General features: G+C 52.8%; 21 protein-coding genes. 2 read left to right on the forward strand and 19 right to left on the reverse strand.

Annotation, left to right across the window (positions count from 1 at the left end):
* Positions 1 to 54: 54 nt before the first annotated feature.
* The 3 genes from pstS to ACLJR2_RS18840 all read right to left on the reverse strand — a co-directional run bounded on the left by pstS (position 55) and on the right by ACLJR2_RS18840 (position 3,502).
* The gene (pstS, locus tag ACLJR2_RS18830; protein ID WP_000867131.1) at positions 55 to 1,095 is read right to left on the reverse strand and encodes a phosphate ABC transporter substrate-binding protein PstS; all 1,041 of its coding nucleotides are present in this window, start codon (positions 1,093 to 1,095) and stop codon (positions 55 to 57) included.
* Between the two features lie 166 nt (positions 1,096 to 1,261).
* Positions 1,262 to 2,635: a fructose-specific PTS transporter subunit EIIC gene (locus tag ACLJR2_RS18835; RefSeq protein ID WP_000162545.1), complete on the reverse strand. Its 1,374-nt coding sequence runs from the start codon at positions 2,633 to 2,635 to the stop codon at positions 1,262 to 1,264.
* 48 nt (positions 2,636 to 2,683) lie between these two features.
* The gene (locus tag ACLJR2_RS18840) at positions 2,684 to 3,502 is read right to left on the reverse strand and encodes a shikimate 5-dehydrogenase (RefSeq protein ID WP_000166709.1); all 819 of its coding nucleotides are present in this window, start codon (positions 3,500 to 3,502) and stop codon (positions 2,684 to 2,686) included.
* A gap of 94 nt (positions 3,503 to 3,596) precedes the next feature.
* Between ACLJR2_RS18840 and ACLJR2_RS18845 the strand changes: the two genes are divergently transcribed.
* A complete protein-coding gene (locus ACLJR2_RS18845) occupies positions 3,597 to 5,354 on the forward strand; it encodes an SgrR family transcriptional regulator (protein WP_000235490.1) in 1,758 nt (585 codons plus the stop codon).
* A 149-nt stretch (positions 5,355 to 5,503) separates the two neighbouring features.
* Here ACLJR2_RS18845 and glmS read toward each other — a convergent pair whose 3' ends face one another.
* The 16 genes from glmS to asnC all read right to left on the reverse strand — a co-directional run bounded on the left by glmS (position 5,504) and on the right by asnC (position 21,626).
* Positions 5,504 to 7,333, reverse strand: a complete 1,830-nt coding sequence (gene glmS / locus ACLJR2_RS18850) for a glutamine--fructose-6-phosphate transaminase (isomerizing) (RefSeq protein ID WP_000334061.1) — start codon at positions 7,331 to 7,333, stop codon at positions 5,504 to 5,506.
* 188 nt (positions 7,334 to 7,521) lie between these two features.
* Entirely contained in the window at positions 7,522 to 8,892 is a 1,371-nt protein-coding gene (glmU, locus tag ACLJR2_RS18855) for a bifunctional UDP-N-acetylglucosamine diphosphorylase/glucosamine-1-phosphate N-acetyltransferase GlmU (RefSeq protein ID WP_000934841.1), read from the reverse strand.
* A 319-nt stretch (positions 8,893 to 9,211) separates the two neighbouring features.
* The gene (locus ACLJR2_RS18860; protein ID WP_000009900.1) at positions 9,212 to 9,910 is read right to left on the reverse strand and encodes a Bax inhibitor-1 family protein; all 699 of its coding nucleotides are present in this window, start codon (positions 9,908 to 9,910) and stop codon (positions 9,212 to 9,214) included.
* 229 nt (positions 9,911 to 10,139) lie between these two features.
* Entirely contained in the window at positions 10,140 to 10,559 is a 420-nt protein-coding gene (locus ACLJR2_RS18865) for a F0F1 ATP synthase subunit epsilon (RefSeq protein WP_001251971.1), read from the reverse strand.
* Between the two features lie 20 nt (positions 10,560 to 10,579).
* Positions 10,580 to 11,962, reverse strand: coding sequence for a F0F1 ATP synthase subunit beta (gene atpD / locus ACLJR2_RS18870; RefSeq protein ID WP_000190499.1), 1,383 nt, complete (start codon positions 11,960 to 11,962; stop codon positions 10,580 to 10,582).
* A 26-nt stretch (positions 11,963 to 11,988) separates the two neighbouring features.
* Complete coding sequence (gene atpG / locus ACLJR2_RS18875) at positions 11,989 to 12,852, reverse strand: F0F1 ATP synthase subunit gamma (protein WP_000896506.1); 864 nt, start codon at positions 12,850 to 12,852, stop codon at positions 11,989 to 11,991.
* Positions 12,853 to 12,902: 50 nt separating this feature from the next.
* On the reverse strand, positions 12,903 to 14,444 hold the full coding sequence (gene atpA / locus ACLJR2_RS18880) for a F0F1 ATP synthase subunit alpha (protein WP_001176751.1): 1,542 nt from the start codon (positions 14,442 to 14,444) through the stop codon (positions 12,903 to 12,905).
* A gap of 12 nt (positions 14,445 to 14,456) precedes the next feature.
* Positions 14,457 to 14,990: a F0F1 ATP synthase subunit delta gene (atpH, locus tag ACLJR2_RS18885; RefSeq protein WP_001288957.1), complete on the reverse strand. Its 534-nt coding sequence runs from the start codon at positions 14,988 to 14,990 to the stop codon at positions 14,457 to 14,459.
* 14 nt (positions 14,991 to 15,004) lie between these two features.
* Positions 15,005 to 15,475 (reverse strand): F0F1 ATP synthase subunit B, encoded by a 471-nt coding sequence (atpF, locus tag ACLJR2_RS18890; RefSeq protein WP_001052212.1) that lies wholly within the window; start codon positions 15,473 to 15,475, stop codon positions 15,005 to 15,007.
* Positions 15,476 to 15,534: 59 nt separating this feature from the next.
* Positions 15,535 to 15,774 (reverse strand): F0F1 ATP synthase subunit C, encoded by a 240-nt coding sequence (atpE, locus tag ACLJR2_RS18895; protein WP_000429386.1) that lies wholly within the window; start codon positions 15,772 to 15,774, stop codon positions 15,535 to 15,537.
* A 46-nt stretch (positions 15,775 to 15,820) separates the two neighbouring features.
* Entirely contained in the window at positions 15,821 to 16,636 is an 816-nt protein-coding gene (gene atpB, locus ACLJR2_RS18900; protein WP_000135632.1) for a F0F1 ATP synthase subunit A, read from the reverse strand.
* 8 nt (positions 16,637 to 16,644) lie between these two features.
* The gene (gene atpI / locus ACLJR2_RS18905) at positions 16,645 to 17,025 is read right to left on the reverse strand and encodes a F0F1 ATP synthase subunit I (RefSeq protein WP_000116685.1); all 381 of its coding nucleotides are present in this window, start codon (positions 17,023 to 17,025) and stop codon (positions 16,645 to 16,647) included.
* A gap of 615 nt (positions 17,026 to 17,640) precedes the next feature.
* On the reverse strand, positions 17,641 to 18,264 hold the full coding sequence (gene rsmG / locus ACLJR2_RS18910; protein ID WP_001519938.1) for a 16S rRNA (guanine(527)-N(7))-methyltransferase RsmG: 624 nt from the start codon (positions 18,262 to 18,264) through the stop codon (positions 17,641 to 17,643).
* A 102-nt stretch (positions 18,265 to 18,366) separates the two neighbouring features.
* Positions 18,367 to 20,256, reverse strand: coding sequence for a tRNA uridine-5-carboxymethylaminomethyl(34) synthesis enzyme MnmG (gene mnmG / locus ACLJR2_RS18915; RefSeq protein WP_000499872.1), 1,890 nt, complete (start codon positions 20,254 to 20,256; stop codon positions 18,367 to 18,369).
* A gap of 378 nt (positions 20,257 to 20,634) precedes the next feature.
* Positions 20,635 to 21,078, reverse strand: coding sequence for an FMN-binding protein MioC (gene mioC, locus ACLJR2_RS18920; RefSeq protein ID WP_000763722.1), 444 nt, complete (start codon positions 21,076 to 21,078; stop codon positions 20,635 to 20,637).
* 89 nt (positions 21,079 to 21,167) lie between these two features.
* Positions 21,168 to 21,626, reverse strand: a complete 459-nt coding sequence (asnC, locus tag ACLJR2_RS18925) for a transcriptional regulator AsnC (RefSeq protein WP_000433016.1) — start codon at positions 21,624 to 21,626, stop codon at positions 21,168 to 21,170.
* A 150-nt stretch (positions 21,627 to 21,776) separates the two neighbouring features.
* Here asnC and asnA point away from each other — a divergent pair, with 150 nt between their 5' ends.
* Positions 21,777 to 22,769 (forward strand): aspartate--ammonia ligase, encoded by a 993-nt coding sequence (gene asnA / locus ACLJR2_RS18930; RefSeq protein WP_000845123.1) that lies wholly within the window; start codon positions 21,777 to 21,779, stop codon positions 22,767 to 22,769.
* Position 22,770 lies beyond the last annotated feature (1 nt).

Genomic DNA, 22,770 nt, shown 5'->3' on the forward strand with positions numbered 1-22,770 from the left:
CTGCGGTCGAAACCGTAGGGCGGATAAGCGTAGCGCCATCCGCCAATTCGTTAATTAATACAGCGCCTTACCGTTGCTGTCTTTTATGCTGGTCTTCCAGGCGGTACGAACCTGCTCAACAACGTTATCCGGCAGGCTGGCGTAGTCCAGATCATTCGCCTGCTTAGCGCCATTTTTGTAGGCCCAGTCGAAGAACTTCAACACTTCAGCACCCTGCTCAGGTTTCTTCTGCGCTTTGTGGACCAGGATAAAGGTGGTGGAGGTGATTGGCCACACATCGTCACCTTTCTGGTTGGTCAGATCCTGCGCGAAGGTTTTGCTCCAGTCTGCGCCTTTCGCCGCATTAGAGAAGCTCTCTTCCGTCGGGCTTACCGGTTTGCCGTCAGCAGAAACCAGTTTGGTGTAGGCCAGGTTGTTCTGCTTGGCATACGCATACTCAACGTAGCCGATAGCGCCTGGCAGACGCTGTACAAATGCCGCGATGCCGTCGTTACCTTTACCGCCCAGGCCGGTTGGCCAGTTCACGGTAGAACCCGCGCCCACTTTCGATTTCCACTCGTCGTTGACTTTCGCCAGGTAACTGGTGAATACGAAGGAGGTACCGGAACCGTCAGCGCGACGCACCACAGCGATGTTCTGAGAAGGCAGCTTCACGCCTGGGTTCAGTTTAGTGATGGCTTCATCATCCCACTTCTTGATTTTACCGAGGTAGATGTCACCCAGCGTTTTACCATCCAGCACCAGTTCGCCGGATTTGAGGCCTGGAATATTCACCGCCAGCACCACGCCGCCGATCACCGTCGGGAACTGGAACAGGCCTTCCTGATTCAATTTTTCGTCAGACAGCGGCGCATCGGAAGCGCCAAAATCAACGGTATTCGCGGTGATTTGTTTCACGCCGCCGGAAGAGCCTATCCCCTGGTAATTGACTTTGTTACCGGTTTCTTTCTGGTAGGTATCCGCCCATTTGGCATACACCGGCGCAGGAAACGTTGCACCGGCACCTGTCAGGCTTGCTGCTGCAAAGGCAGAGAACGCGCTCATCGATAAGGTCGCGGCGACAACAGTTGCGACAGTGGTACGCATAACTTTCATAATGTCTCCTGCACGGTTTCGGTAAATCGTTGTTTGAGTTGCTACGATGAGCAAAATAGGACAAATTGATGACAGTTATATGTCTTGATTATGACGGTTTGATGACAATGGAAATAAAAAAAGCTGGCCCGGGGAGACACCAGACCAGCCTGCAGGGGGAGATGAATTAGACTGTTTGCGCAACCGCAGACGGTTTCAACAGCGCGTACATCAGACCGCAGACAATCGTGCCCAGGGCAATCGAGAGCAGGTACTGCATCACATGTTCTACCGCATGTGGGATCGCCAGGACAAAGAGGCCGCCGTGTGGCGCCATCAGTGTACAACCGAAATACATGGATAGTCCCCCGGCGATTGCGCCACCGACCATCGTGGAAGGGATGACGCGCATCGGGTCACGCGCGGCGAAGGGAATCGCCCCTTCAGAGATAAAGCACAGCCCCAGGATAAAAGATGCATTACCCGCTTCATGCTCAGCGGCATTGAATTTCGCTCTGGCCGCCCAGGTTGCGACGCCCATTCCTAATGCCGGTACCATCCCTGCCGCCATAATGGCCGCCATTGGCATATAAGAATGAGAAGCCAGTAAACCGACGCCGAAGGTATACGCAGCTTTATTCACCGGCCCACCAAGGTCAAAACCTTGCATTGCGCCCAGCAACATTCCCAGCAAGATAGCATTCGTAGAGGTCATATTCCCCAGGAACGTCGTCAGCCCTTCCATCACCGCAGAAACGGGGCCACCCACCACGTAAATCATGATTAGGCCGGTAATCAGCGTAGACAGTAGCGGCAGAACCAGCACAGGCTTAAGCGCTTCCATTGACGCTGGCAGCTTAATATTTTGCGCCAGAAACCGTACGCTGTAACCGGCCAGAAAACCGGCCACAATCCCTCCCAGGAAACCAGCACCGCACAGGCTGGCCAACATCCCGCCAATAAGCCCCGGGGCCAGACCCGGACGATCGGCAATTGAGAAGGCAATAAACCCAGCCAGTACCGGCACCATCAGCGCAAAGGCCGCCTTACCACCGATTTGAAATAACGCAGCCGCCAGCGTGCCCGGCTCATTGAAGGCCTGGATACCGAAGACAAAAGAGAGCGCGATACATAACCCTCCCGCCACCACCAAAGGAAGCATATGGGATACGCCGGTCATTAAATGCTTATAAACGCCGGGTAGCTCTGTTTTACCAGCTGAAGAAGAGCGCCCGGCACTCCCCTGATAGACCTCGGCGCTATTGAAAGCATTATCCATTTCCTGCGCACTCTTTTTTAGCGCCGCGCCGGTACTGGTGCGATAGAGTCTTTTGCCAACAAAGCCTGACAGATCCAGCTCAATATCCGCCGCGATAATCACCACATCCGCCTGCGCTATCTCTTCCGCGGTCAGCGTGTTCTTCGCCCCGACGGAACCGCGGGTTTCAACCTTGATCCAGTCACCACGCTTGCGGGCTTCAATTTCCAACGCTTCTGCCGCCATAAAGGTATGGGCGACGCCCGTCGGACAGGCCGTCACAGCAACAATTTTTTTAGTCATAGTAGGGTACCCTGTTCTTTTAATTTAAAGAAAAAGCGGGAAAAAATGTTACAGACGTGACCAGGCCGCTGCTTTCTGGAATAGCGCGTCATCCGGGCGAATCCCGGTATAAAGGACAAATTGCTCCACGGCCTGAATAGCAAACACTTCGGAACCGGTAATCACGGTTTTACCGCGTTCACGGGCGTAGCGGATCAGCGGCGTGACGGGCGGTAGCGCCACCACATCAAAGATAACGCTCGCCTTATCCACTTCCTGTTCGGAATAAGAGAGTTTGTCGGCATCATTACCGCCAGCCATTCCGATAGGCGTGGCGTTAATTAACAAATCGGCTTCAATACCGTCGGTATCCGGGCGCCATTCATAGCCATAGAGTTCGGCCAGTTGTTTACCTGACGCTTCATCAATCGCGACAATATAACCACGGGTAAACCCCGCATCCTTCAGCGCGCAGGCCACCGCCTTTGCCATACCACCGCTGCCACGCAAAGCAAACACCAGGTCGGGAGAGACCTTGTAATTCGCCAGCAAGCGAGCTATTGCAATGTAATCGGTGTTGTACGCCTTCAGATGGCCATTGGTATTCACAATGGTATTAACTGAGTGAATGGCCTGAGCGGAAGCATCCAGTTCATCCACCAGCGGAATGCAGGCTTCCTTAAATGGCATAGAGATCGCGCACCCACGGATCCCCAGACCGCGCACGCCGCTAATGGCCTGCGTAAGATCGGTCGGCGAAAAGGCTTTGTAGAGATAATTGAGATCCAGCGCTTCGTACAGATAGTTGTGAAAGCGTGTACCGAAGTTACTCGGGCGTGCCGCCAGGGACATGCAGACCTGAGTATCTTTATTAATGCGCTTTGTCATGATGAATCCTCATAGAAGTTGCGATAGAGAAAATCATCGGCTAAAAAGGGGATATTAAAAATTGCTCATTCCCGTTAGGGAAATTTCACCTTTTATGGCAACCCGGCACACTGAACAAAAATACTTAAAGCTACTCCAGCACTATGGCGACAAGCCTGTTAGCGTGACGCTACAGGAGCTGGCGGATGTGTTGTTCTGCACCCGGCGACATATGCGTAATCTGTTGCTTCAGATGCAGGAGGCAAAGTGGCTCATCTGGCAATCACAGGCCGGACGTGGGCATCGCGCCCGGCTTCACCTGCGCTATAAACCAGAACAGCTGTTAAGCGAAAAGGCGGAGCAGTTGCTGGAGTCTGGTCATGTTGATCAGGCCATTCAGCTGCTGGGTAAAAATAAGCACCAGGTGGCGCAACTGCTGCGTTCAAAGCTGGGCTATAGCGTGCGGGCAGACTATCAGCGGCTGTGCATCCCCTATTACCGGACAATGCCGTCGCTGTGCCCCGGCATACCGTTGCGTCGCTCTGAGCAGCATCTGGTCAGGCAGATTTTTAGCGGCCTGACGCGCATAAATGAGGAAAAAGGTGAAATCGAAGCCGATCTTGCCCACCACTGGCGGCAGATTGATCCACTGCGCTGGCGTTTTTATCTGCGCCCCGCCGTCCTCTGGCATGATGGTCAGGAGCTGACGATCGACGCGGTTATCGCTTCACTAACTCGCAGCGCTAAGCTGCCGCTGTTCTCGCACTTGCAGACCATTCAGGCCACCGGGCCGCTGAGCCTTGAAATTACGCTGGCGCACCCGGATAACCGACTGCCGCTGCTGCTCAGCCATATTGATGCCATGATCCTACCGCCTGACCATACACAACGCGCTGATTTCCCGGCACATCCTGTGGGAACTGGCCCTTATGAGGTGGTGGAAAACAATGGCTTTCATCTGCAAATGAAGGCCTTTGACCACTACTTTGGTCTGCGCGGGCTGCTGGATGAAGTGGAGGTCTTTATCTGGCCGAATTTAACGGAGACAGACAACCTGGCGGAATCGCTGTCGGATAACGACACGGCAGCCTGGCTCAGCTCCAGCCTGAGCGATGAGGATTACGTTTCCGGACGGCTTAGCCAGGTATCAGGCAAACCTTCTGACAACCTGCGCGAGATGTTTCTTGAGCGTGGAGGATATTTTTTATTATGCGACAGCCGCTCCCCGCACTGGCATACCGCCGAACATCGCCGCTGGCTACGGGAAACACTCAGCCCTTACGCCATACTCCAGCATCTGAGTGAGGCAATTCGCCCCTTCTGGGTACCGGGCGGCAGCCTGCTGTCCTCCTGGTTTCATACTATTGAGGCGGGCCCGGCCTGTTCACCTTTTATCTCGTCGTCGCCCTACGCAAAACTGCGTCTGGCCTATCACGATCAGCACCCTGAATTTCCAATGCTCCTGGATATCATGCAAGAGATCATGCGCCAGCAGGGCATTTTACTTGAGGGCGTTGAGCTGAATTATGATGACTGGGCAAGCGGCAAGGCCGAGGTTGATCTCTGGCTGGGGACGGTCAATTTCCCCATTCCCGAAGAGTGGAACGTCGGTACATGGCTACTGGGCTCCCCTTTACTGCGCCACGCCATCAGCGGTGGGGATGATGCGCTGCTGGCCCAATGGGAAACCCAGTGGCATGCCGAAACCATCAGCGCAGAACAACTGGTCAGGGAAACCACCCGTTCAGGCTGGCTACAACCGCTTTTTCACCACTGGATGCGGCTCAAAAGCCCCGACCGGGCCAGGGGGATCCACCTGAATAACCTGGGGTGGTTTGATTTCCGATCCACCTGGATTGAGCCAGGGCCTTAAAGAAGAGAATGTGACCGGGTGCCCGTAGCGCAGGCAGGCGTAGCACCTCTTAGTCGCTCTTCAGCCACCATAGAGAAAGAACAGCGCCTGTCACAGCACACAAAAAAAGGCCGTCTGTCGACGGCCTTCTGCCTGGTACTACATTTGACTTACTCTACCGTCACTGATTTCGCCAGGTTACGCGGCTGGTCAACGTCGGTGCCTTTAATCAGCGCCACGTGATACGCCAGCAGTTGCAGCGGAACGGTGTAGAAGATAGGCGCGATCACTTCTTCCACATGCGGCATCTCAATGATGTGCATGTTGTCGCTGCTGACGAAACCCGCATCCTGATCGGCGAAGACGTACAACTGACCGCCGCGGGCGCGAACTTCTTCGATGTTGGATTTCAGTTTCTCCAGCAGTTCGTTGTTCGGCGCCACCACAATCACCGGCATATCGGCGTCAATCAGCGCCAACGGCCCGTGTTTCAGCTCGCCTGCAGCATAGGCTTCCGCGTGAATGTAAGAGATCTCTTTCAGCTTCAGCGCGCCTTCGAGCGCTATCGGATATTGATCACCACGACCGAGGAATAGCGCGTGATGCTTGTCAGAGAAATCTTCTGCAAGCAGCTCGATGCGTTTGTCCTGCGACAGCATCTGCTCAATACGGCTCGGCAGCGCCTGTAGGCCATGAACGATATCATGCTCAATGGACGCATCCAGACCTTTCAGACGCGCCAGTTTCGCCACCAGCATCAACAGCACGGTTAACTGGGTGGTGAAGGCTTTGGTAGATGCTACGCCAATTTCCGTTCCGGCATTGGTCATCAGCGCCAGATCGGATTCACGCACCAGCGAAGATCCCGGCACGTTACAAATGGCCAGAGAGCCCAAATATCCCAGCTCTTTCGACAGACGCAGGCCAGCCAGGGTATCTGCGGTTTCGCCAGACTGTGACAGGGTAATCATCAGGCTGTTACGACGCACGGCAGATTTGCGATAGCGGAATTCAGAGGCGATTTCAACGTCGCACGGAATACCTGCCAGCGATTCAAACCAGTAACGGGAAACCATACCGGAGTTGTAAGACGTACCGCAGGCGAGGATCTGAATATGCTCAACCTTCGACAGCAGTTCGTCGGCGTTCGGTCCCAGCTCGCTTAAATCCACCTGACCGTGGCTGATGCGCCCGGTAAGGGTGTTTTTGATCGCGTTCGGCTGTTCGTAGATCTCTTTCTGCATGTAGTGGCGGTAAATACCTTTATCGCCCGCGTCATATTGCAGATTGGATTCGATATCCTGACGTTTTACTTCCGCGCCGGTGTTATCGAAGATATTTACCGAACGGCGAGTGATTTCAGCGATATCGCCCTCTTCAAGGAAGATAAAGCGACGAGTCACTGGCAACAGCGCCAGCTGGTCAGAAGCGATAAAGTTTTCGCCCATACCCAGGCCAATCACCAGCGGGCTACCTGAACGGGCAGCCAGCAGCGTATCCGGATGGCGGGTATCCATGATCACCGTGCCATATGCGCCACGCAATTGCGGGATCGCACGCAGAACAGCCTCACGCAGAGTACCGCCCTGTTTCAGTTCCCAGTTTACCAGGTGTGCAATCACTTCGGTGTCGGTTTCAGAAACGAAGGTATAGCCACGCGCTTTTAACGCTTCACGCAGCGGTTCATGGTTTTCGATGATGCCGTTATGCACCACCACAATGTGTTCAGAAACATGCGGATGCGCGTTAGCTTCTGAAGGTTCACCGTGCGTCGCCCAGCGAGTGTGAGCAATACCGGTGCCGCCATGCAGAGGATGTTCTTCCGCTGCCTGAGCCAGCATCTGGACTTTACCGAGGCGACGCAGGCGGGTCATATGACCTTCTGCATCCACCACGGCCAGACCGGCAGAGTCGTAACCACGGTATTCCAGCCGACGTAAACCTTCGAGAAGGATTTCAGCTACATCACGCTGCGCGATAGCGCCAACAATTCCACACATAGTTTTATTTCCTGATTATGGCATTACGCCATGCGTTGTCGCTGACCTGTATGCCCGTCGTTGCGGGCGCCCCGAGCCTTGTAGAGAGTGGGGTTATTTTTATAAGTACTGCTCATGGAGCGGAGGATTATTTTATCCTCTCATCTCCGGTCTGCCGGATGGCGCTGACGCTTATCCGGCCTACAAAATCACTTTTTCTTCACCGGACGCTGCCAGCCTTGCTTATGCACCTGCGGCACGCGGCTTAATACCAGTTCATTGTCAGCTACGTTACGGGTGACAGTAGTCCCTGCGGCGATGGTGGCCCCTTTACCAACAGTAACCGGCGCCACCAGTTGGGTATCGGAGCCGACAAACACATCGTCGCCAATAACCGTTTTGAATTTGTTCGCGCCATCATAGTTACAGGTGATGGTCCCCGCGCCGATATTCACGTTGTCGCCAATTTCCGCATCTCCCAGGTAGGTCAGATGACCGGCCTTAGAACCTTTACCGAGACGCGCTTTTTTCATCTCAACGAAATTGCCGACGTGAGCGCCCGCTAACAGCTCCGCGCCGGGACGCAGGCGAGCAAACGGACCGATGGTGCAGGCCGCTTCCAGATGCGCATCTTCCACCACGCTGTATGGGCTAATTTCGCAGTCATCGCCAATAACGCTGTTTTTAATAATGCAGCCCGCGCCGATCTTCACGCGGTGACCGAGCGTTACATAACCTTCGATGATAACGTTAGCGTCAATTTCGACATCCATTCCACAATGAAGGGTGCCGCGGAGATCAAAACGTGCCGGATCGCGCAACATAACACCGGATAACAGCAGTTTCTCCGCCTGTTCGGCCTGGTAAATACGCTCCAGACGAGAAAGCTGTAGACGGTTATTCACGCCGTCCGTTTCGCTGATGCGAGCCGGATGCACCGCGGCGATTTCCCGTCCTTCCTGATAAGCCAGCGCAATGATATCAGTGATATAATATTCACCCTGCGCATTATTGTTAGTCAGCTTAGACAACCAGCGTTTCAGGTCCGCGCCGTTGGCGATCAGAATACCGGTGTTAATTTCCTGGATCTGACGCTGTTCATCAGTGGCGTCTTTATGTTCAACGATGCCGGTCACTTTACCGTTTTCACGCGTAATACGGCCATAGCCGCTCGGATCGTCCAGCTTCACGGTTAATAACCCAATACCACCCTGCGGTTTGGCATCGCGCAGGCGCTGTAAGGTTTCAACCGAAATCAGCGGCACGTCGCCGTAAAGCATTAAAATATCTTCATCGTCGCTAAAGAAGGGCGCGGCCTGCTGCATTGCGTGACCTGTTCCCAACTGTTCCGCCTGAAGCACCCAGTTTAGCTTGTCATCTTTCAGGGCCTGTTTTAACAACTCGCCACCGTGGCCATAGACCAGATGAACCTGTGCGGCCCCTAATTTAGTAGCTGCATCAATGACATGCTGCACCATGGGTTTACCCGCCAGCGTGTGCAGCACTTTAGGAATATCGGAATACATGCGCGTGCCTTTACCTGCGGCAAGGATCACTACGCTCATAGCACTATTTAACATACGCGTCCTGACTGTAATTTGAGAACGAATTTATACTGTTTCACGTTGAAAATACTACATTTTTTTCATCGTAAAATGGAAGAAGGATAAAACGCTCACCGGGATAAAATCCCCGCCTGCTAATGAATCATTTTCGTTCATTACCGCGCCTCTTGTCTCCTGAAAAGTAAAAACACCCGCGTATTGGCAACGTAGTCCGATGTTTTTGCTGTTTTTTTACTCCATAAATAAAGAAGATAACGAAATAAAGCGCAGGGGAGTCAGAAAAGCAAAAACCAGCGACAGAGGCCGCTGGTTTTCCGTTGCGCGTATTTTTTACTTAATTACGCGACATAAAAATCCGCAAAATATACCAGAACATGGTCGCGATAGAAGCAAACAGATGTAATGCCGCGCCAGCAGGGCGATCGGTAGGGTAATGGTGAATAATGTTAGAAGTGTCGTAAAGTATAAACCCGGCGCACAGCAGTACCATTAGCGCAGAAAACCAGACGCCCAGCGAGAAGCCGCAGATGACGCTGGCAATAATCGCGCCAAAAGCAATGAACCCAGCCATAGTCAGAAACGAGCGCAGAAAGGAAAAGTCTTTTTTTATGGAAAACGCGGTAAACGTCAGACCGCCAACCAGCAACAGAGTCGTTATTGCCGCCGCGCCAATGCTCGACGGGTTAATATACGCCGCCACCGTTAACAGGGGGGCAAAAATCAGGGATTCTGCCAACACATAAATCCCCAGCCCGATAAGTTGCGTTTGATTATTCCCCGCATTATCCGCCAGACGGGTCGCCAGCATTCCCACCAGCATAAAAGCGCCGAGAACAACCAACCAGCTATATCTTCCACCAGCCAGCAGCACATCAAGCGCATACTCCCCGACCCCTATAAAACTCCACGCCGCGCTCAATACGATAAAACCGACGATGGCGCCGGCGAGATGAAGATAAGCGCGACGAATAAAGGTAGTACGATCAATCCTTGAGTCGGGTTGTGGACCCGCAAAGGATGGCTGAAATGACATAGTAATAATCCCTCATTTTATGCAATAAAAACGCATCCATTCCTTCCTTCTTCGCACAATGTGCAGATGCCAATGACAGAAAGAAGGATTTAATGAAAACAGAGCTGTCGCTGAAAACGCGTCGCCTTCAGCCGCTTGTTTTTGTCGTTGCTAGTTTATCGAATAAAAATTGAGAGGATAAAAAAAAACCAGTCCGCAATCAGACTGGTTTTATGCTTTCAAGCCGGTGTTACATCGCTTTTTTGGTCAACTCGATAACGCGCAGTTTAGCGATCGCTTTGGCCAGTTCCGCAGACGCCTGAGCGTAATCCACGTCACCGTGCGAGCTCTTAATGTGCTCTTCGGCTTTACGCTTCGCTTCCAGGGCTCGCGCTTCGTCGAGATCCTGACCGCGAATCGCGGTATCCGCCAGAACGGTCACGCTGCCAGGCTGCACTTCCAGAATGCCGCCGGACAGATAGATAAACTCTTCATGACCGTGCTGCTTAACGATGCGAATCATACCAGGCTTAATGGCGGTGAGCAGCGGCGCGTGCCCCGGGTAAATCCCCAGTTCGCCTTCGCTACCCGTAACCTGGATTTTCTCGACCAGACCGGAGAACATTTGTTGCTCCGCGCTGACGACATCCAGGTGGTAAGTCATTGCCATATCACCCTCCGATTAAGGCGTTAAAGTTTTTTGGCTTTTTCCACGGCTTCGTCGATGGAACCGACCATGTAGAACGCCTGCTCCGGCAGGTGATCGTATTCGCCTTCCATGATGCCTTTAAAGCCACGGATGGTGTCTTTCAGGGAGACGTATTTGCCCGGAGAACCGGTAAATACTTCCGCCACGAAGAACGGCTGGGACAGGAAGCGCTGAATTTTACGCGCGCGTGCTACCACCAGTTTATCTTCTTCAGACAGTTCGTCCATACCGAGGATGGCGATGATGTCTTTCAGTTCCTGATAACGCTGCAGGATGGACTGAACGCCACGCGCGGTGTCGTAGTGTTCCTGACCAACAACCAGCGGATCCAGCTGACGGCTGGTGGAGTCCAGCGGGTCAACGGCCGGGTAGATACCCAGGGATGCGATCTGACGGCTCAGTACCACGGTTGCATCTAAGTGCGCAAAGGTGGTGGCTGGAGACGGGTCAGTCAAGTCATCCGCCGGTACGTATACCGCCTGTACGGAGGTGATAGAACCGGTTTTGGTGGAGGTGATACGTTCCTGCAGAACGCCCATCTCTTCCGCCAGAGTCGGCTGATAACCTACCGCGGAAGGCATACGGCCCAGCAGTGCGGATACTTCCGTACCGGCCAGGGTGTAACGATAGATATTATCGACGAACAGCAGTACGTCACGACCTTCGTCACGGAATTTCTCCGCCATGGTCAGACCGGTCAATGCAACGCGCAGACGGTTTCCCGGCGGCTCGTTCATCTGGCCATACACCAGGGATACTTTATCGATAACGTTGGAGTCGGTCATTTCGTGGTAGAAGTCGTTACCCTCACGAGTACGTTCCCCTACGCCCGCAAACACAGAGTAACCGGAGTGCTCGATCGCGATGTTACGGATAAGCTCCATCATGTTTACGGTTTTACCTACACCCGCACCACCGAACAGACCGACTTTACCGCCCTTCGCGAACGGACACATCAGGTCGATAACTTTGATACCGGTTTCCAGCAGTTCCTGAGAGTTTGACAACTCTTCGTAGGAAGGTGCTGCGCGGTGAATCGCCCAACGCTCTTCTTCGCCGATCTCGCCTTTCATGTCGACCGGTTCGCCCAGGACGTTCATGATACGACCCAGCGTGGCTTTACCTACCGGGACTTCGATCGGGTGTTCGAGATCTTTTACATCCAGACCGCGACGCAGACCGTCAGAAGACCCCATCGCGATGGTACGCACGATACCGCCGCCAAGCTGCTGCTGAACTTCCAGCACCAGCTTCTCATTACCATTCTGCACCTCAAGGGCATCGTACACGCGTGGTACGGCATCCTGAGGGAACTCGACGTCGACCACGGCGCCGATTACCTGGACAATCTTTCCAGTAGCCATCTTAAATCCTCTACGAAATAACCTGGTTAAACCGCGGCGGCCCCCGAGACGATCTCGGTGAGTTCCTGAGTAATGCTGGCCTGACGAGCTTTGTTGTATACCAACTGCAGCTCTTTAATCAGGCTGCCGCCATTATCGGTTGCGGCTTTCATCGCCACCATTCGTGCGGCCTGCTCGCTGGCCAGGTTTTCTACCACGCCCTGATAAACCTGAGACTCCACATAACGACGCAGGAGAGTATCCAGCAGCGCTTTCGGGTCTGGTTCATACAGGTAATCCCAGGCTTTACGCTTCAGATCATCATCTTCTGACGCCGGCAGCGGCAGCAGTTGAGTGATCGTCGGCACCTGAGACATGGTGTTAATAAATTTGTTGCTGACAATGTAAAGCTTGTCCAGACGGCCTTCGTCGTAGGCCTGCAACATCACTTTAACCGGACCGATCAGTTCGGACAGAGAAGGGTTATCCCCCATACCTGTCACCTGAGCGACAACGTTGCCGCCTACGGAATTAAAGAATGACACGCCCTTAGAGCCGATCATTGCGAGTTCGCACTGAACGCCTTTATCGGACCATGCCTTCATATCCGCCAGCAGCTTTTTGAACAGGTTAATGTTCAAGCCACCGCACAAACCACGGTCGGTCGACACTACCAGGTAGCCCACGCGTTTAACGTCGCGCTCTTCCAGGTAGGGGTGCTTATATTCCAGATTACCGTTCGCAAGGTGACCAATCACTTTGCGCATGGTCTCTGCATAAGGACGGCTGGCCGCCATGCGATCCTGCGATTTACGCATTTTGGAAGCGGCGACCATCTCCATCGCTTTAGTGATCTTTTGCGTGTTCTGGACGCTTGCGATCTTACTACGTATCTCTTTTGCGCCGGCCATGAGCTTCTCCTCAATGCCTTACGGCCTGCCCTAAGGCAAGCCGCCAGACGTTACCAGGACTGGGTTGCTTTGAAGGAATCGAGGATGCCTTTCAGCTTGCCTTCGATTTCGTCGTTATAGCCACCGGACTGGTTGATCTCTTGCATCAGCGGAGCGTGATCACGGTCGACGTAAGCCAGCAGTGCGGCTTCGAAGCTACCGATTTTCGCCAGTTCGACATCCGCCAGATAACCACGTTCTGCTGCGAACAGAACCAGAGACTGCTGCGCGACGGACATCGGCGCATACTGTTTCTGTTTCAGCAGTTCGGTCACTTTCTGACCGTGGTCAAGCTGTTTACGGGTGGCATCGTCAAGGTCGGATGCAAACTGAGAGAACGCCGCCAGTTCACGATACTGCGCCAGCGCGGTACGAATACCACCGGACAGTTTTTTCATGATCTTGGTCTGCGCGGCACCACCAACACGGGATACGGAGATACCCGGGTTAACCGCAGGACGGATACCGGCGTTAAACAGGTTAGATTCCAGGAAGATCTGACCATCGGTAATGGAAATTACGTTGGTCGGAACGAACGCGGAAACGTCACCTGCCTGCGTTTCGATAATCGGCAGCGCAGTCAGTGAACCGGTTTTCCCTTTCACTTCACCTTTAGTGAAGGCTTCGACGTAGTCGGCGTTAACACGCGCAGCACGCTCCAGCAGACGAGAGTGGAGGTAGAATACGTCGCCCGGGAATGCTTCACGTCCTGGCGGACGACGGAGCAGCAGGGAGATCTGACGGTAAGCAACAGCCTGTTTAGACAGGTCATCGTAAATGATCAGCGCATCTTCGCCGCGGTCGCGGAAGTATTCGCCCATTGCGCAACCGGCATACGGCGCCAGATATTGCAGCGCAGCGGATTCGGACGCGGTCGCCACCACAACAATGGTGTTAGCCAGCGCGCCGTGCTCTTCCAGTTTACGCACCACGTTAGAGATGGTGGACGCTTTCTGGCCGATAGCGACATAGATACATTTGATGCCGGAGTCGCGCTGGTTGATAATGGCGTCGATAGCCAGCGCGGTTTTACCGGTCTGACGGTCACCGATGATCAGTTCACGCTGACCACGACCGATTGGGATCATGGAGTCAACGGCTTTATAGCCGGTCTGCACCGGCTGATCGACAGATTGACGATCGATAACGCCCGGCGCAATCGCTTCAACGGCAGAGAAGCCGTCATTATCAACCGGACCTTTACCGTCGATTGGCGCACCCAGGGTGTTTACCACACGTCCCAGCAGGCCGCGGCCAACCGGAACCTCCAGGATACGACCCGTACATTTAACCTTCATGCCTTCGGCAAGGTCAGCGTATGGACCCATGACTACCGCACCCACGGAGTCGCGCTCCAGGTTCAATGCGATAGCGTAACGGTTACCCGGCAGGGAGATCATTTCACCCTGCATACAATCGGCCAGGCCGTGAATGCGGATAACACCGTCACTGACAGAAACAATAGTACCTTCGTTGTGAGCTTCGCTCACCACATTGAACTGAGCAATGCGCTGCTTGATCAGTTCGCTGATTTCGGTGGAATTCAGTTGCATGCTCCAGTCCCCTTAAGACTGCAAGACGTCTGCAAGGCGCTCAAGACGGCCGCGTACGCTGCCATCAATGACCATATCACCCGCCCGGATGATAACGCCTGCCATTACAGACTTATCGATTTTGCAATTCAGCTTCACTTTGCGTGACAGACGTTTTTCCATCGCGGCGCTGATTTTCGAAAGCTGCTCTTCACTCAATGCGGTTGCCGACGTAACTTCTACCTCGGAGGTAGCTTCACTGGCGGCACGCAGATGAATAAACTGCTCCAGAACATCCGGGAGCGCGTTCAGACGATTATTTTCAGCCATCACCCGAATCAGGTTCTGACCGTTTTCGTCTAACTGCTCACCGCAGACTGCGATAAACGACTCAGCGAGCGTTTCCGGCGCCAGCGCGCCAGAGAGAAGCTCTGCCATTTGTTCGTTCTTGGTTACCTCGGCGGCAAACGCCAGCATATCCTGCCAGCGCTCTACACTTTGGTGTTCAACGGCAAAGTCAAAAGCTGCTTTGGCGTAGGGGCGAGCTACCGTAACAAATTCAGACATCAGCCCCTCCCTCCTTACAGTTCAGCGACAAGTTTATCCACGATGTCGCTGTTAGCAGCTTCATCCACGGAACGTTCGATGATCTTCTCGGCGCCAGCAACAGCCAGGATAGCAACTTGCTTACGCAGCTCTTCACGGGCGCGTTTACGCTCGGCTTCAATTTCCGCCTGCGCCTGCGCCACGATTTTAGTACGTTCCTGCTCTGCTTCAGTTTTGGCTTCGTCCAGGATCTGAGCGCGGCGTTTGTTTGCCTGCTCGATGATTACCTGAGCTTCCGCTTTCGCTTTTTTCAGCTGGTCGGTCGCGCTGGCCTTTGCAAGGTCAAGATCCTTATGTGCTCGTTCAGCAGAAGCGAGACCGTCAGCAATTTCTTTCTGACGTTTCTCGATGGCTGCCATTAACGGCGGCCATACGTACTTCATGCAAAACCAGACAAAGAGAATAAACGCGATGGCCTGGCCGAGGATTGTTGCGTTAAGATTCACAGCACAATGCCTCTATCTAGTTAACCTTCTGATATTGCTCTTAATTCAAGCAACGCTTACTACGCGACAGCGAACATCACGTACAGACCCAGACCTACAGCGATCATCGGGATAGCATCCACCAGACCCATAACGATAAAGAACTGAGTACGCAGCAGAGGAATCAGATCAGGTTGACGCGCCGCGCCTTCCAGGAATTTACCCCCGAGGATGCCGATACCGATCGCAGCACCGATTGCCGCCAGACCCATCATCACAGCGGCAGCCATGTACAGCAGATCCATATTCAGGTTTTCCATGACAGTCTCCAGTTTGTTTCAGTTAAAACGTAGTAGTGTTGGTAAATTAATGCTCTTCGGACGCCATCGACAGATAGACAATCGTCAGAACCATGAAAATGAAGGCTTGCAGCGTAATAATCAGGATGTGGAAAATGGCCCACGGCACATTCAGAATCCACTGTGACCACCACGGCAACAGACCAGCAATCAGAATGAAAATCAGCTCACCGGCATACATGTTGCCGAACAGTCGCAGACCGAGAGAAACCGGTTTGGACAGCAGACTTACCCCTTCAAGGATTAAGTTGACAGGAATGAACGCCCAGTGATTGAACGGCTGCAGCGTCAACTCTTTTGCGAAGCCGCCGATGCCTTTCATTTTGATGCTGTAGAACAGAATAAGGATGAATACGCCCAGCGCCATCGACAGGGTGATGTTGACGTCAGCAGACGGCACCACGCGCGTTGCCGGCAGACCCAGCCAATGCTCAGCGATATACGGCAGCAGGTCGATAGGCAGTAAGTCCATCAGGTTCATAAGGAATACCCAGACGAAAATCGTCAGGGCCAGCGGCGCAATCAGCTTGCTTTTGCCATGGTACATGTCTTTGACGCTGCCATGCACAAAGCCGACTATCAGCTCAATCGCGGTCTGAAACTTGCCTGGCACGCCGCTGGTCGCTTTTTTAGCAACGCTACGGAACATCACCAGAAACAACAGACCCAGCACCACCGAGAAGAACATGGAGTCAATATTGAGCGTCCAGAAGGTGGCTGGGGGGTTCTGCGGATCCACCAGCGAGAAAGTACGCAGGTCCAGCTGAAGGTTATTCAGATGGTGTCCTATGTATTCCTGCGGCGTCATATTTTCTGAAGCCATGATGCCTTTTACCCTTTGTTGTTAATTACAGCCGGCGCCAGTATCTGAACCACCAGCACCAAAACCCACGTAACGATCAGCGGCAAAAACACCGCCTTTAAAACCGCCAACGCCACCACCAGTAAAACCAGCATCGCTAACACCTTGAAGGCTTCACCGAAGGCGAAAGTCCAGGACACGCGGCCCTTAGCAGGTGTATGCGCCTGGTGACGCCAGGCAAATATCATAAACAACATATTAGGCAGTGCCACTGCCAATCCCCCACATACTGCGGAGATGCCCCAGAAGGGGTCTTTGAGGCAAAACAGCAATCCACTTGCTATTACCGCCAGAAACTGAATGAACAGAAGCTTACGAGCAACGTTTCGACTCACGAGCGACACAGACATCACGTTTTTACTCCTGCTCACTTCGAGGTATGCCGCGTGTCGTATAAAACGTTCTTTAAGACTTAGAGTCAAGCATCAAAAAGCGGTCAAATTATACGGTGCGCCCCCGTGATTTCAAACAATAAGTAGCCAAAAGGTGAATAAATGTTTAAATATTTTTCTCTGGCCCGCATTTTTAACTTTTAGCCAAAGTGTGAACGATCGTACAAAACTGCAAATAGCGCGAAAACACTGGCGATAAAGCGTGCACCAGATCACACATTAAACATATTCATGCTTACGCAATTCATTTACGTGTCAATTCATGCCTTTTCATCTTTTTGATATTTAAGCGTAAAACCAGGTACTGTTTTAAAAATACCAGCTTACACCTTAAAAACGCCCCATTGACATTTATAATAAAAATTTAACAAGCAAAAGTGATTTTTCGATTCGATTTTTAGCAGACTGATATTTACAAAGTTGATTACTCTCTGTTTTAACAAAAGAAGCGACGTTGTCATGTTGAAACGAAACCGTAAATCCAGAGTTAAATGTAACAACGCTGAAATGCGTTATACCTGTCGATTTTTAACACAAGCCGCGTCGTTTTTTTTCTATTTTTTTTGATAAAAATTAAACTTTGTTTGACTTAATAATCACCAGATGCCGCTCGCCTTCCAGTTGCGGAACGCGTAATTTTTCAACAGATTCGACGCTAAAATTGTCAGGTAGTGAGGCAATTTCATCCCCTGGCAATTGCCCTTTTAAGGCATAAAAACGCCCTTTCTCTCCCGGCAGATGGTGACACCAGCTCACCATATCATTCAACGATGCGAAAGCGCGGCTGATAACGCCATCAAACGGCGGTTCGGAGGGATAGGCTTCAACGCGGCTTTGAACCGGCGTGATGTTTTCCAGTTTCAGTTCGTGCTGGACCTGACGCAGAAAACGTACCCGCTTGCCCAGGCTGTCGAGTAAGGTGAAATGCGCGTCAGGGAGAACAATAGCCAGCGGGATGCCCGGCAGCCCCGGTCCTGTTCCTACGTCGATAAAACGCTGTCCCTGAAGATACGGCGCAACGACTATGCTGTCGAGAATATGGCGTACCAACATTTCGTTGGGATCCCGCACTGACGTCAGGTTGTATGCTTTGTTCCATTTGTGCAGCATATCAACGTAGGCGACCAGCAGCGTTTTCTGGTGATCGGTAAGAGAAATACCGGCATCAGCCAGCAGACGAGAGAGTTTGTTGAGCACGGTCATTACCTGTTAATAATCAAATGCCCGATGCGCTTTCGCTTATCGGGCCTACAAATTTGTAGGGCGGGCAAGCGAAGCGCCCCCGCCAAATTAGTGTTATCAAGCGCTACGACGCAGCATACCTTGTTTTTTCAGCCATACCAGCAGAATGGAGATTGCCGCTGGCGTAACGCCGGAGATACGCGATGCCTGGCCGATAGACGCCGGTTTATGATCGTTCAGCTTGGCGATAACTTCGTTCGACAGACCGGAAACCTGACGATAATCCAGCGTGGCAGGTAGCAACGTATTCTCGTTACGTAGTTGTTTTTCAATCTCATCCTGCTGGCGAGCGATATACCCTTCGTATTTGACCTGGATTTCCACCTGTTCAGCGGCTTGCTCATCTTCAAGCGCAGGCGCGAATGCGGCAAGTGAAGTGAGCTGCGCGTAGGTCATTTCCGGACGACGCAACAAATCTTCGCCGCTGGCCTCACGGGAGAGAGGCGTGGTCAAATGCGCATTCACTTCATCGGCGGATTCCGCAGACGGCGTTACCCATGTCGATTTCAGCCGCTGACGTTCGCGTTCGATATTTTCCAGCTTCTCGTTGAATCGCGCCCAGCGTTCATCATCCACCAGACCCAGCTCGCGGCCCATTTCGGTCAAACGCAGATCGGCGTTGTCCTCACGCAGCATCAGGCGATATTCGGCGCGGGAGGTAAACATGCGATACGGCTCTTTGGTGCCCAGCGTACAGAGATCGTCCACCAGCACGCCGAGATAAGCCTGAGAACGCGCAGGCGCCCAGCCCTCTTTGTCGGCGGAAAGACGCGCGGCATTCAGACCAGCGAGCAAGCCCTGCGCCGCAGCCTCTTCATAGCCGGTAGTACCGTTGATTTGACCAGCAAAGAACAGGCCGTGAATAAATTTACTTTCCAGTGTCGGTTTCAGATCGCGCGGGTCGAAGAAATCGTACTCAATCGCGTAACCAGGGCGAACGATCTTCGCGTTCTCCATGCCCTGCATGGAACGGACAATCTGCATCTGCACGTCAAACGGCAGGCTAGTGGAGATACCGTTAGGGTAAATCTCGTTAGAGGTCAGTCCTTCCGGCTCAAGGAAGATCTGATGCTGGTTACGATCGGCAAAACGCATCACCTTGTCTTCGATCGAAGGACAGTAGCGTGGGCCGATCCCTTCGATCACGCCAGCGTACATTGGGCTACGATCGAGGTTATTACGAATCACGTCATGGGTTTTCTCATTGGTATGCGTGATGTAACACGGCACCTGTTGCGGATGCTGAGAAGCATTCCCCATAAACGAGAAAACCGGCATCGGGTTATCGCCATGCTGTTGAGCCAACACGCTGAAATCGATAGTACGCGCATCAATACGCGGCGGTGTGCCGGTTTTCAGGCGGCTGACGCGTAGCGGAAGCTCACGCAGACGGCGAGACAGCGGGATGGATGGCGGATCGCCAGCACGACCGCCGCTGTAGTTATCCAGACCAATATGAATTTTGCCGTCGAGGAAGGTTCCGACGGTCAGCACCACCGCTTTCGCGCGGAATTTGAGCCCCATTTGGGTCACAGCGCCGACAACGCGATCGTTTTCGACAATCAGATCTTCAACCGCTTGCTGGAAGATCATCAGATTCGGCTGATTCTCCAGCGCGGTACGCACCGCCTGGCGGTATAAGACTCGATCCGCCTGAGCCCGGGTAGCGCGAACAGCCGGACCTTTGCTGGCGTTTAGTATCCTAAACTGAATACCTGCCTGATCGATCGCTTTCGCCATCAGACCGCCGAGCGCATCCACCTCTTTTACCAGATGTCCCTTTCCAATACCGCCGATCGCCGGGTTGCAGCTCATCTGCCCCAACGTGTCAATATTGTGTGTCAAAAGCAGAGTCTGTTGACCCATACGCGCTGCGGCCATCGCGGCCTCAGTGCCTGCATGACCCCCGCCAATAATAATGACGTCAAAAGGATCCTGATAAAACATGGTAATTGCCTCGCATAACGCGGTGTGAAAATGGATTGAAGCCCGGGCGGTGGATTCTACTCAACTTTAGCCGATGGAGAAAGCCCCGGGATCCGGGCTATTAAAAAGAAGATCTTTTTATTTAGAGATCTGTTCTATTGTGATCTCTTATTAGGATCGCACCAAGCTGTGGATAACCCGGATCCTGTAATAAAGATCAATGCGTTGGAAAGGATCACTAGCTGTGAATGATCGGTGATCGTGGCCCGTATAAGCTGGGATCAAAACGGGTACTTATACACAACTCAAAAAGTGAACAACGGTTATTCTTTGGATAACTACCGGTTGATCCAAGCTTTCCACCAGATTTATCCACAATGGATCGCACGATCTTTACACTTATTTGAGTAAATTAATCCAGGATCCGAGCCAAATCTCCGCTGGATCTTCCGGAATCTCATGTTCAAGGATGTTGATCTTCAGTGTTTCCCCAACCTGTTTTGCGCCAGCGCCTTTCAGTTCCGCTTCTATTTTCTCAATCGCGCCGCAAAACGTGTCGTATTCTCGACTACCAATGCCAATTGCGCCGAAACGTACCGCGGAAAGATCGGGTTTCTGCGTCTGAAGGTCTTCATAGAAAGGGGTCAGGTTGTCCGGAATGTCTCCGGCGCCGTGCGTTGAGCTGATTATCAGCCAGATCCCGGAAGTTGACAGATCCTCTAATAACGGACCGTGCACCGTTTCGGTTGAAAAACCGGCAGCTTCCAGCTTTTCCGCCAGATGTTCCGCGACGTATTCGGCGCCGCCCAGGGTGCTGCCGCTGATAAGAGTAATGTCTGCCATTGATCGCTCGCTCAGGTAAAGAGGCTGCATTGTACTCTGTGAACGAGCTGGGATCTACCTGTGGAAAAATGTGGGATTAAAAAAGCCGATCATGGCTTGATGGTGCGCATGATCGGGTTCTGCAAGACGATCAGTGTCTCAGTGGACTGAATTTCATCAATTGTTTGGATCTTGTTGATAAGTACGTGCTGAAGCGCGTCGATTGATTTGCACATCACTTTTATAAAGATGCTGTAGTGACCGGTGGTGTAATACGCTTCCGTCACCTCATCCAGGCTTTCCAGCCGGGCCAGTGCGGAGGGATAGTCTTTGGCGCTTTTGAGAATGATGCCAATAAAGCAGCCCACATCGTAGCCCAGCTGTTTAGGGCTGACGTCAATCCGTGCGCCCGTAATGATCCCGGCCTGCTTCATTTTCTCGACGCGAACGTGAATGGTTCCAGGGCTAACGCCAAATTGTTTGGCCAGTTCGGCGTAGGCGGTGCGGGCATTTTCCATTAAGGCGTCAAGTATGCCGCGGTCCAGATTGTCGATCTGATAATTTTCCATCGCTTTTTCTTATGCTGATTAATGATTATCTCTATTTTAGCCATTATTTTTAACGAATCAAAATCGAAGTTGGCTTTTTATCTGTTGATTATTGAATAGTGCTCTCGTTTTGTTGCTTAATCATAGGCAATAGGACGCAGGAGTAAAAAAATGAAAACCGCTTACATTGCCAAACAACGTCAAATTAGCTTCGTGAAATCACATTTCTCTCGCCAGCTTGAGGAGCGTCTGGGTCTGATTGAGGTCCAGGCGCCGATCCTGAGTCGCGTAGGAGATGGTACGCAGGATAATTTGTCCGGCTGTGAAAAAGCGGTGCAGGTAAAAGTGAAAGCGTTGCCTGACGCCCAGTTCGAAGTGGTGCATTCACTGGCGAAGTGGAAACGTCAAACCCTGGGGCAACATGACTTCAGCGCGGGCGAAGGGCTGTACACGCACATGAAAGCCCTTCGCCCCGATGAAGACCGACTCTCTCCGCTCCACTCGGTCTATGTGGATCAGTGGGACTGGGAGCGTGTCATGGGCGATGGCGAGCGCCAATTTTCCACCCTGAAAAGCACAGTAGAGGCTATATGGGCAGGAATTAAGGCGACGGAAGCGGAAGTGCATAAACAGTTTGGTCTGGCGCCGTTCCTGCCAGAGCAAATTCAGTTTGTTCACAGCCAGGAGCTGTTGTCTCGCTATCCGGATCTGGATGCGAAAGGGCGCGAACGCGCGATCGCCAAAGAACTTGGCGCCGTTTTTCTGGTGGGGATCGGCGGTAAACTGAGCGATGGCCACCGCCATGATGTACGCGCGCCGGATTATGATGACTGGAGCTCCGCATCTGAGCTGGGCTACGCCGGTCTGAACGGCGATATCCTGGTGTGGAACCCGGTGCTGGAAGATGCGTTTGAGCTTTCCTCTATGGGTATCCGTGTAGATGCCGATACGCTGATGCGCCAGCTGGCGTTGACCGGTGATGAAGATCGCCTGCAACTGGAGTGGCATCAGGCGCTGCTGCGCGGCGAAATGCCGCAGACCATCGGCGGCGGGATTGGGCAGTCGCGTCTGACGATGTTGCTGCTGCAATTGCCGCATATTGGTCAGGTGCAGTGCGGCGTATGGCCCGCGCAGGTTCGCGAAAGCATTCCTGCTATTTTATAAG

It is taken from the genome of Salmonella sp. SAL03688, from assembly GCF_046551895.1.
In the GTDB taxonomy this organism is placed as follows: Bacteria; Pseudomonadota; Gammaproteobacteria; order Enterobacterales; family Enterobacteriaceae; genus Salmonella; species Salmonella enterica.

Excerpts from the sequence above, each read along its gene's own strand:
- pstS (WP_000867131.1), bottom strand. The coding sequence starts at position 1,095 with ATGAAAGTTATGCGTACCACTGTCGCAACTGTTGTCGCCGCGACCTTA.
- ACLJR2_RS18835 (WP_000162545.1), bottom strand. The coding sequence starts at position 2,635 with ATGACTAAAAAAATTGTTGCTGTGACGGCCTGTCCGACGGGCGTCGCC.
- ACLJR2_RS18840 (WP_000166709.1), bottom strand. The coding sequence starts at position 3,502 with ATGACAAAGCGCATTAATAAAGATACTCAGGTCTGCATGTCCCTGGCG.
- ACLJR2_RS18845 (WP_000235490.1), top strand. The coding sequence starts at position 3,597 with ATGGCAACCCGGCACACTGAACAAAAATACTTAAAGCTACTCCAGCAC.
- glmS (WP_000334061.1), bottom strand. The coding sequence starts at position 7,333 with ATGTGTGGAATTGTTGGCGCTATCGCGCAGCGTGATGTAGCTGAAATC.
- glmU (WP_000934841.1), bottom strand. The coding sequence starts at position 8,892 with ATGTTAAATAGTGCTATGAGCGTAGTGATCCTTGCCGCAGGTAAAGGC.
- ACLJR2_RS18860 (WP_000009900.1), bottom strand. The coding sequence starts at position 9,910 with ATGTCATTTCAGCCATCCTTTGCGGGTCCACAACCCGACTCAAGGATT.
- ACLJR2_RS18865 (WP_001251971.1), bottom strand. The coding sequence starts at position 10,559 with ATGGCAATGACTTACCACCTGGATGTCGTCAGCGCGGAGCAACAAATG.
- atpD (WP_000190499.1), bottom strand. The coding sequence starts at position 11,962 with ATGGCTACTGGAAAGATTGTCCAGGTAATCGGCGCCGTGGTCGACGTC.
- atpG (WP_000896506.1), bottom strand. The coding sequence starts at position 12,852 with ATGGCCGGCGCAAAAGAGATACGTAGTAAGATCGCAAGCGTCCAGAAC.
- atpA (WP_001176751.1), bottom strand. The coding sequence starts at position 14,444 with ATGCAACTGAATTCCACCGAAATCAGCGAACTGATCAAGCAGCGCATT.
- atpH (WP_001288957.1), bottom strand. The coding sequence starts at position 14,990 with ATGTCTGAATTTGTTACGGTAGCTCGCCCCTACGCCAAAGCAGCTTTT.
- atpE (WP_000429386.1), bottom strand. The coding sequence starts at position 15,774 with ATGGAAAACCTGAATATGGATCTGCTGTACATGGCTGCCGCTGTGATG.
- atpB (WP_000135632.1), bottom strand. The coding sequence starts at position 16,636 with ATGGCTTCAGAAAATATGACGCCGCAGGAATACATAGGACACCATCTG.
- atpI (WP_000116685.1), bottom strand. The coding sequence starts at position 17,025 with ATGTCTGTGTCGCTCGTGAGTCGAAACGTTGCTCGTAAGCTTCTGTTC.
- mnmG (WP_000499872.1), bottom strand. The coding sequence starts at position 20,256 with ATGTTTTATCAGGATCCTTTTGACGTCATTATTATTGGCGGGGGTCAT.
- mioC (WP_000763722.1), bottom strand. The coding sequence starts at position 21,078 with ATGGCAGACATTACTCTTATCAGCGGCAGCACCCTGGGCGGCGCCGAA.
- asnC (WP_000433016.1), bottom strand. The coding sequence starts at position 21,626 with ATGGAAAATTATCAGATCGACAATCTGGACCGCGGCATACTTGACGCC.
- asnA (WP_000845123.1), top strand. The coding sequence starts at position 21,777 with ATGAAAACCGCTTACATTGCCAAACAACGTCAAATTAGCTTCGTGAAA.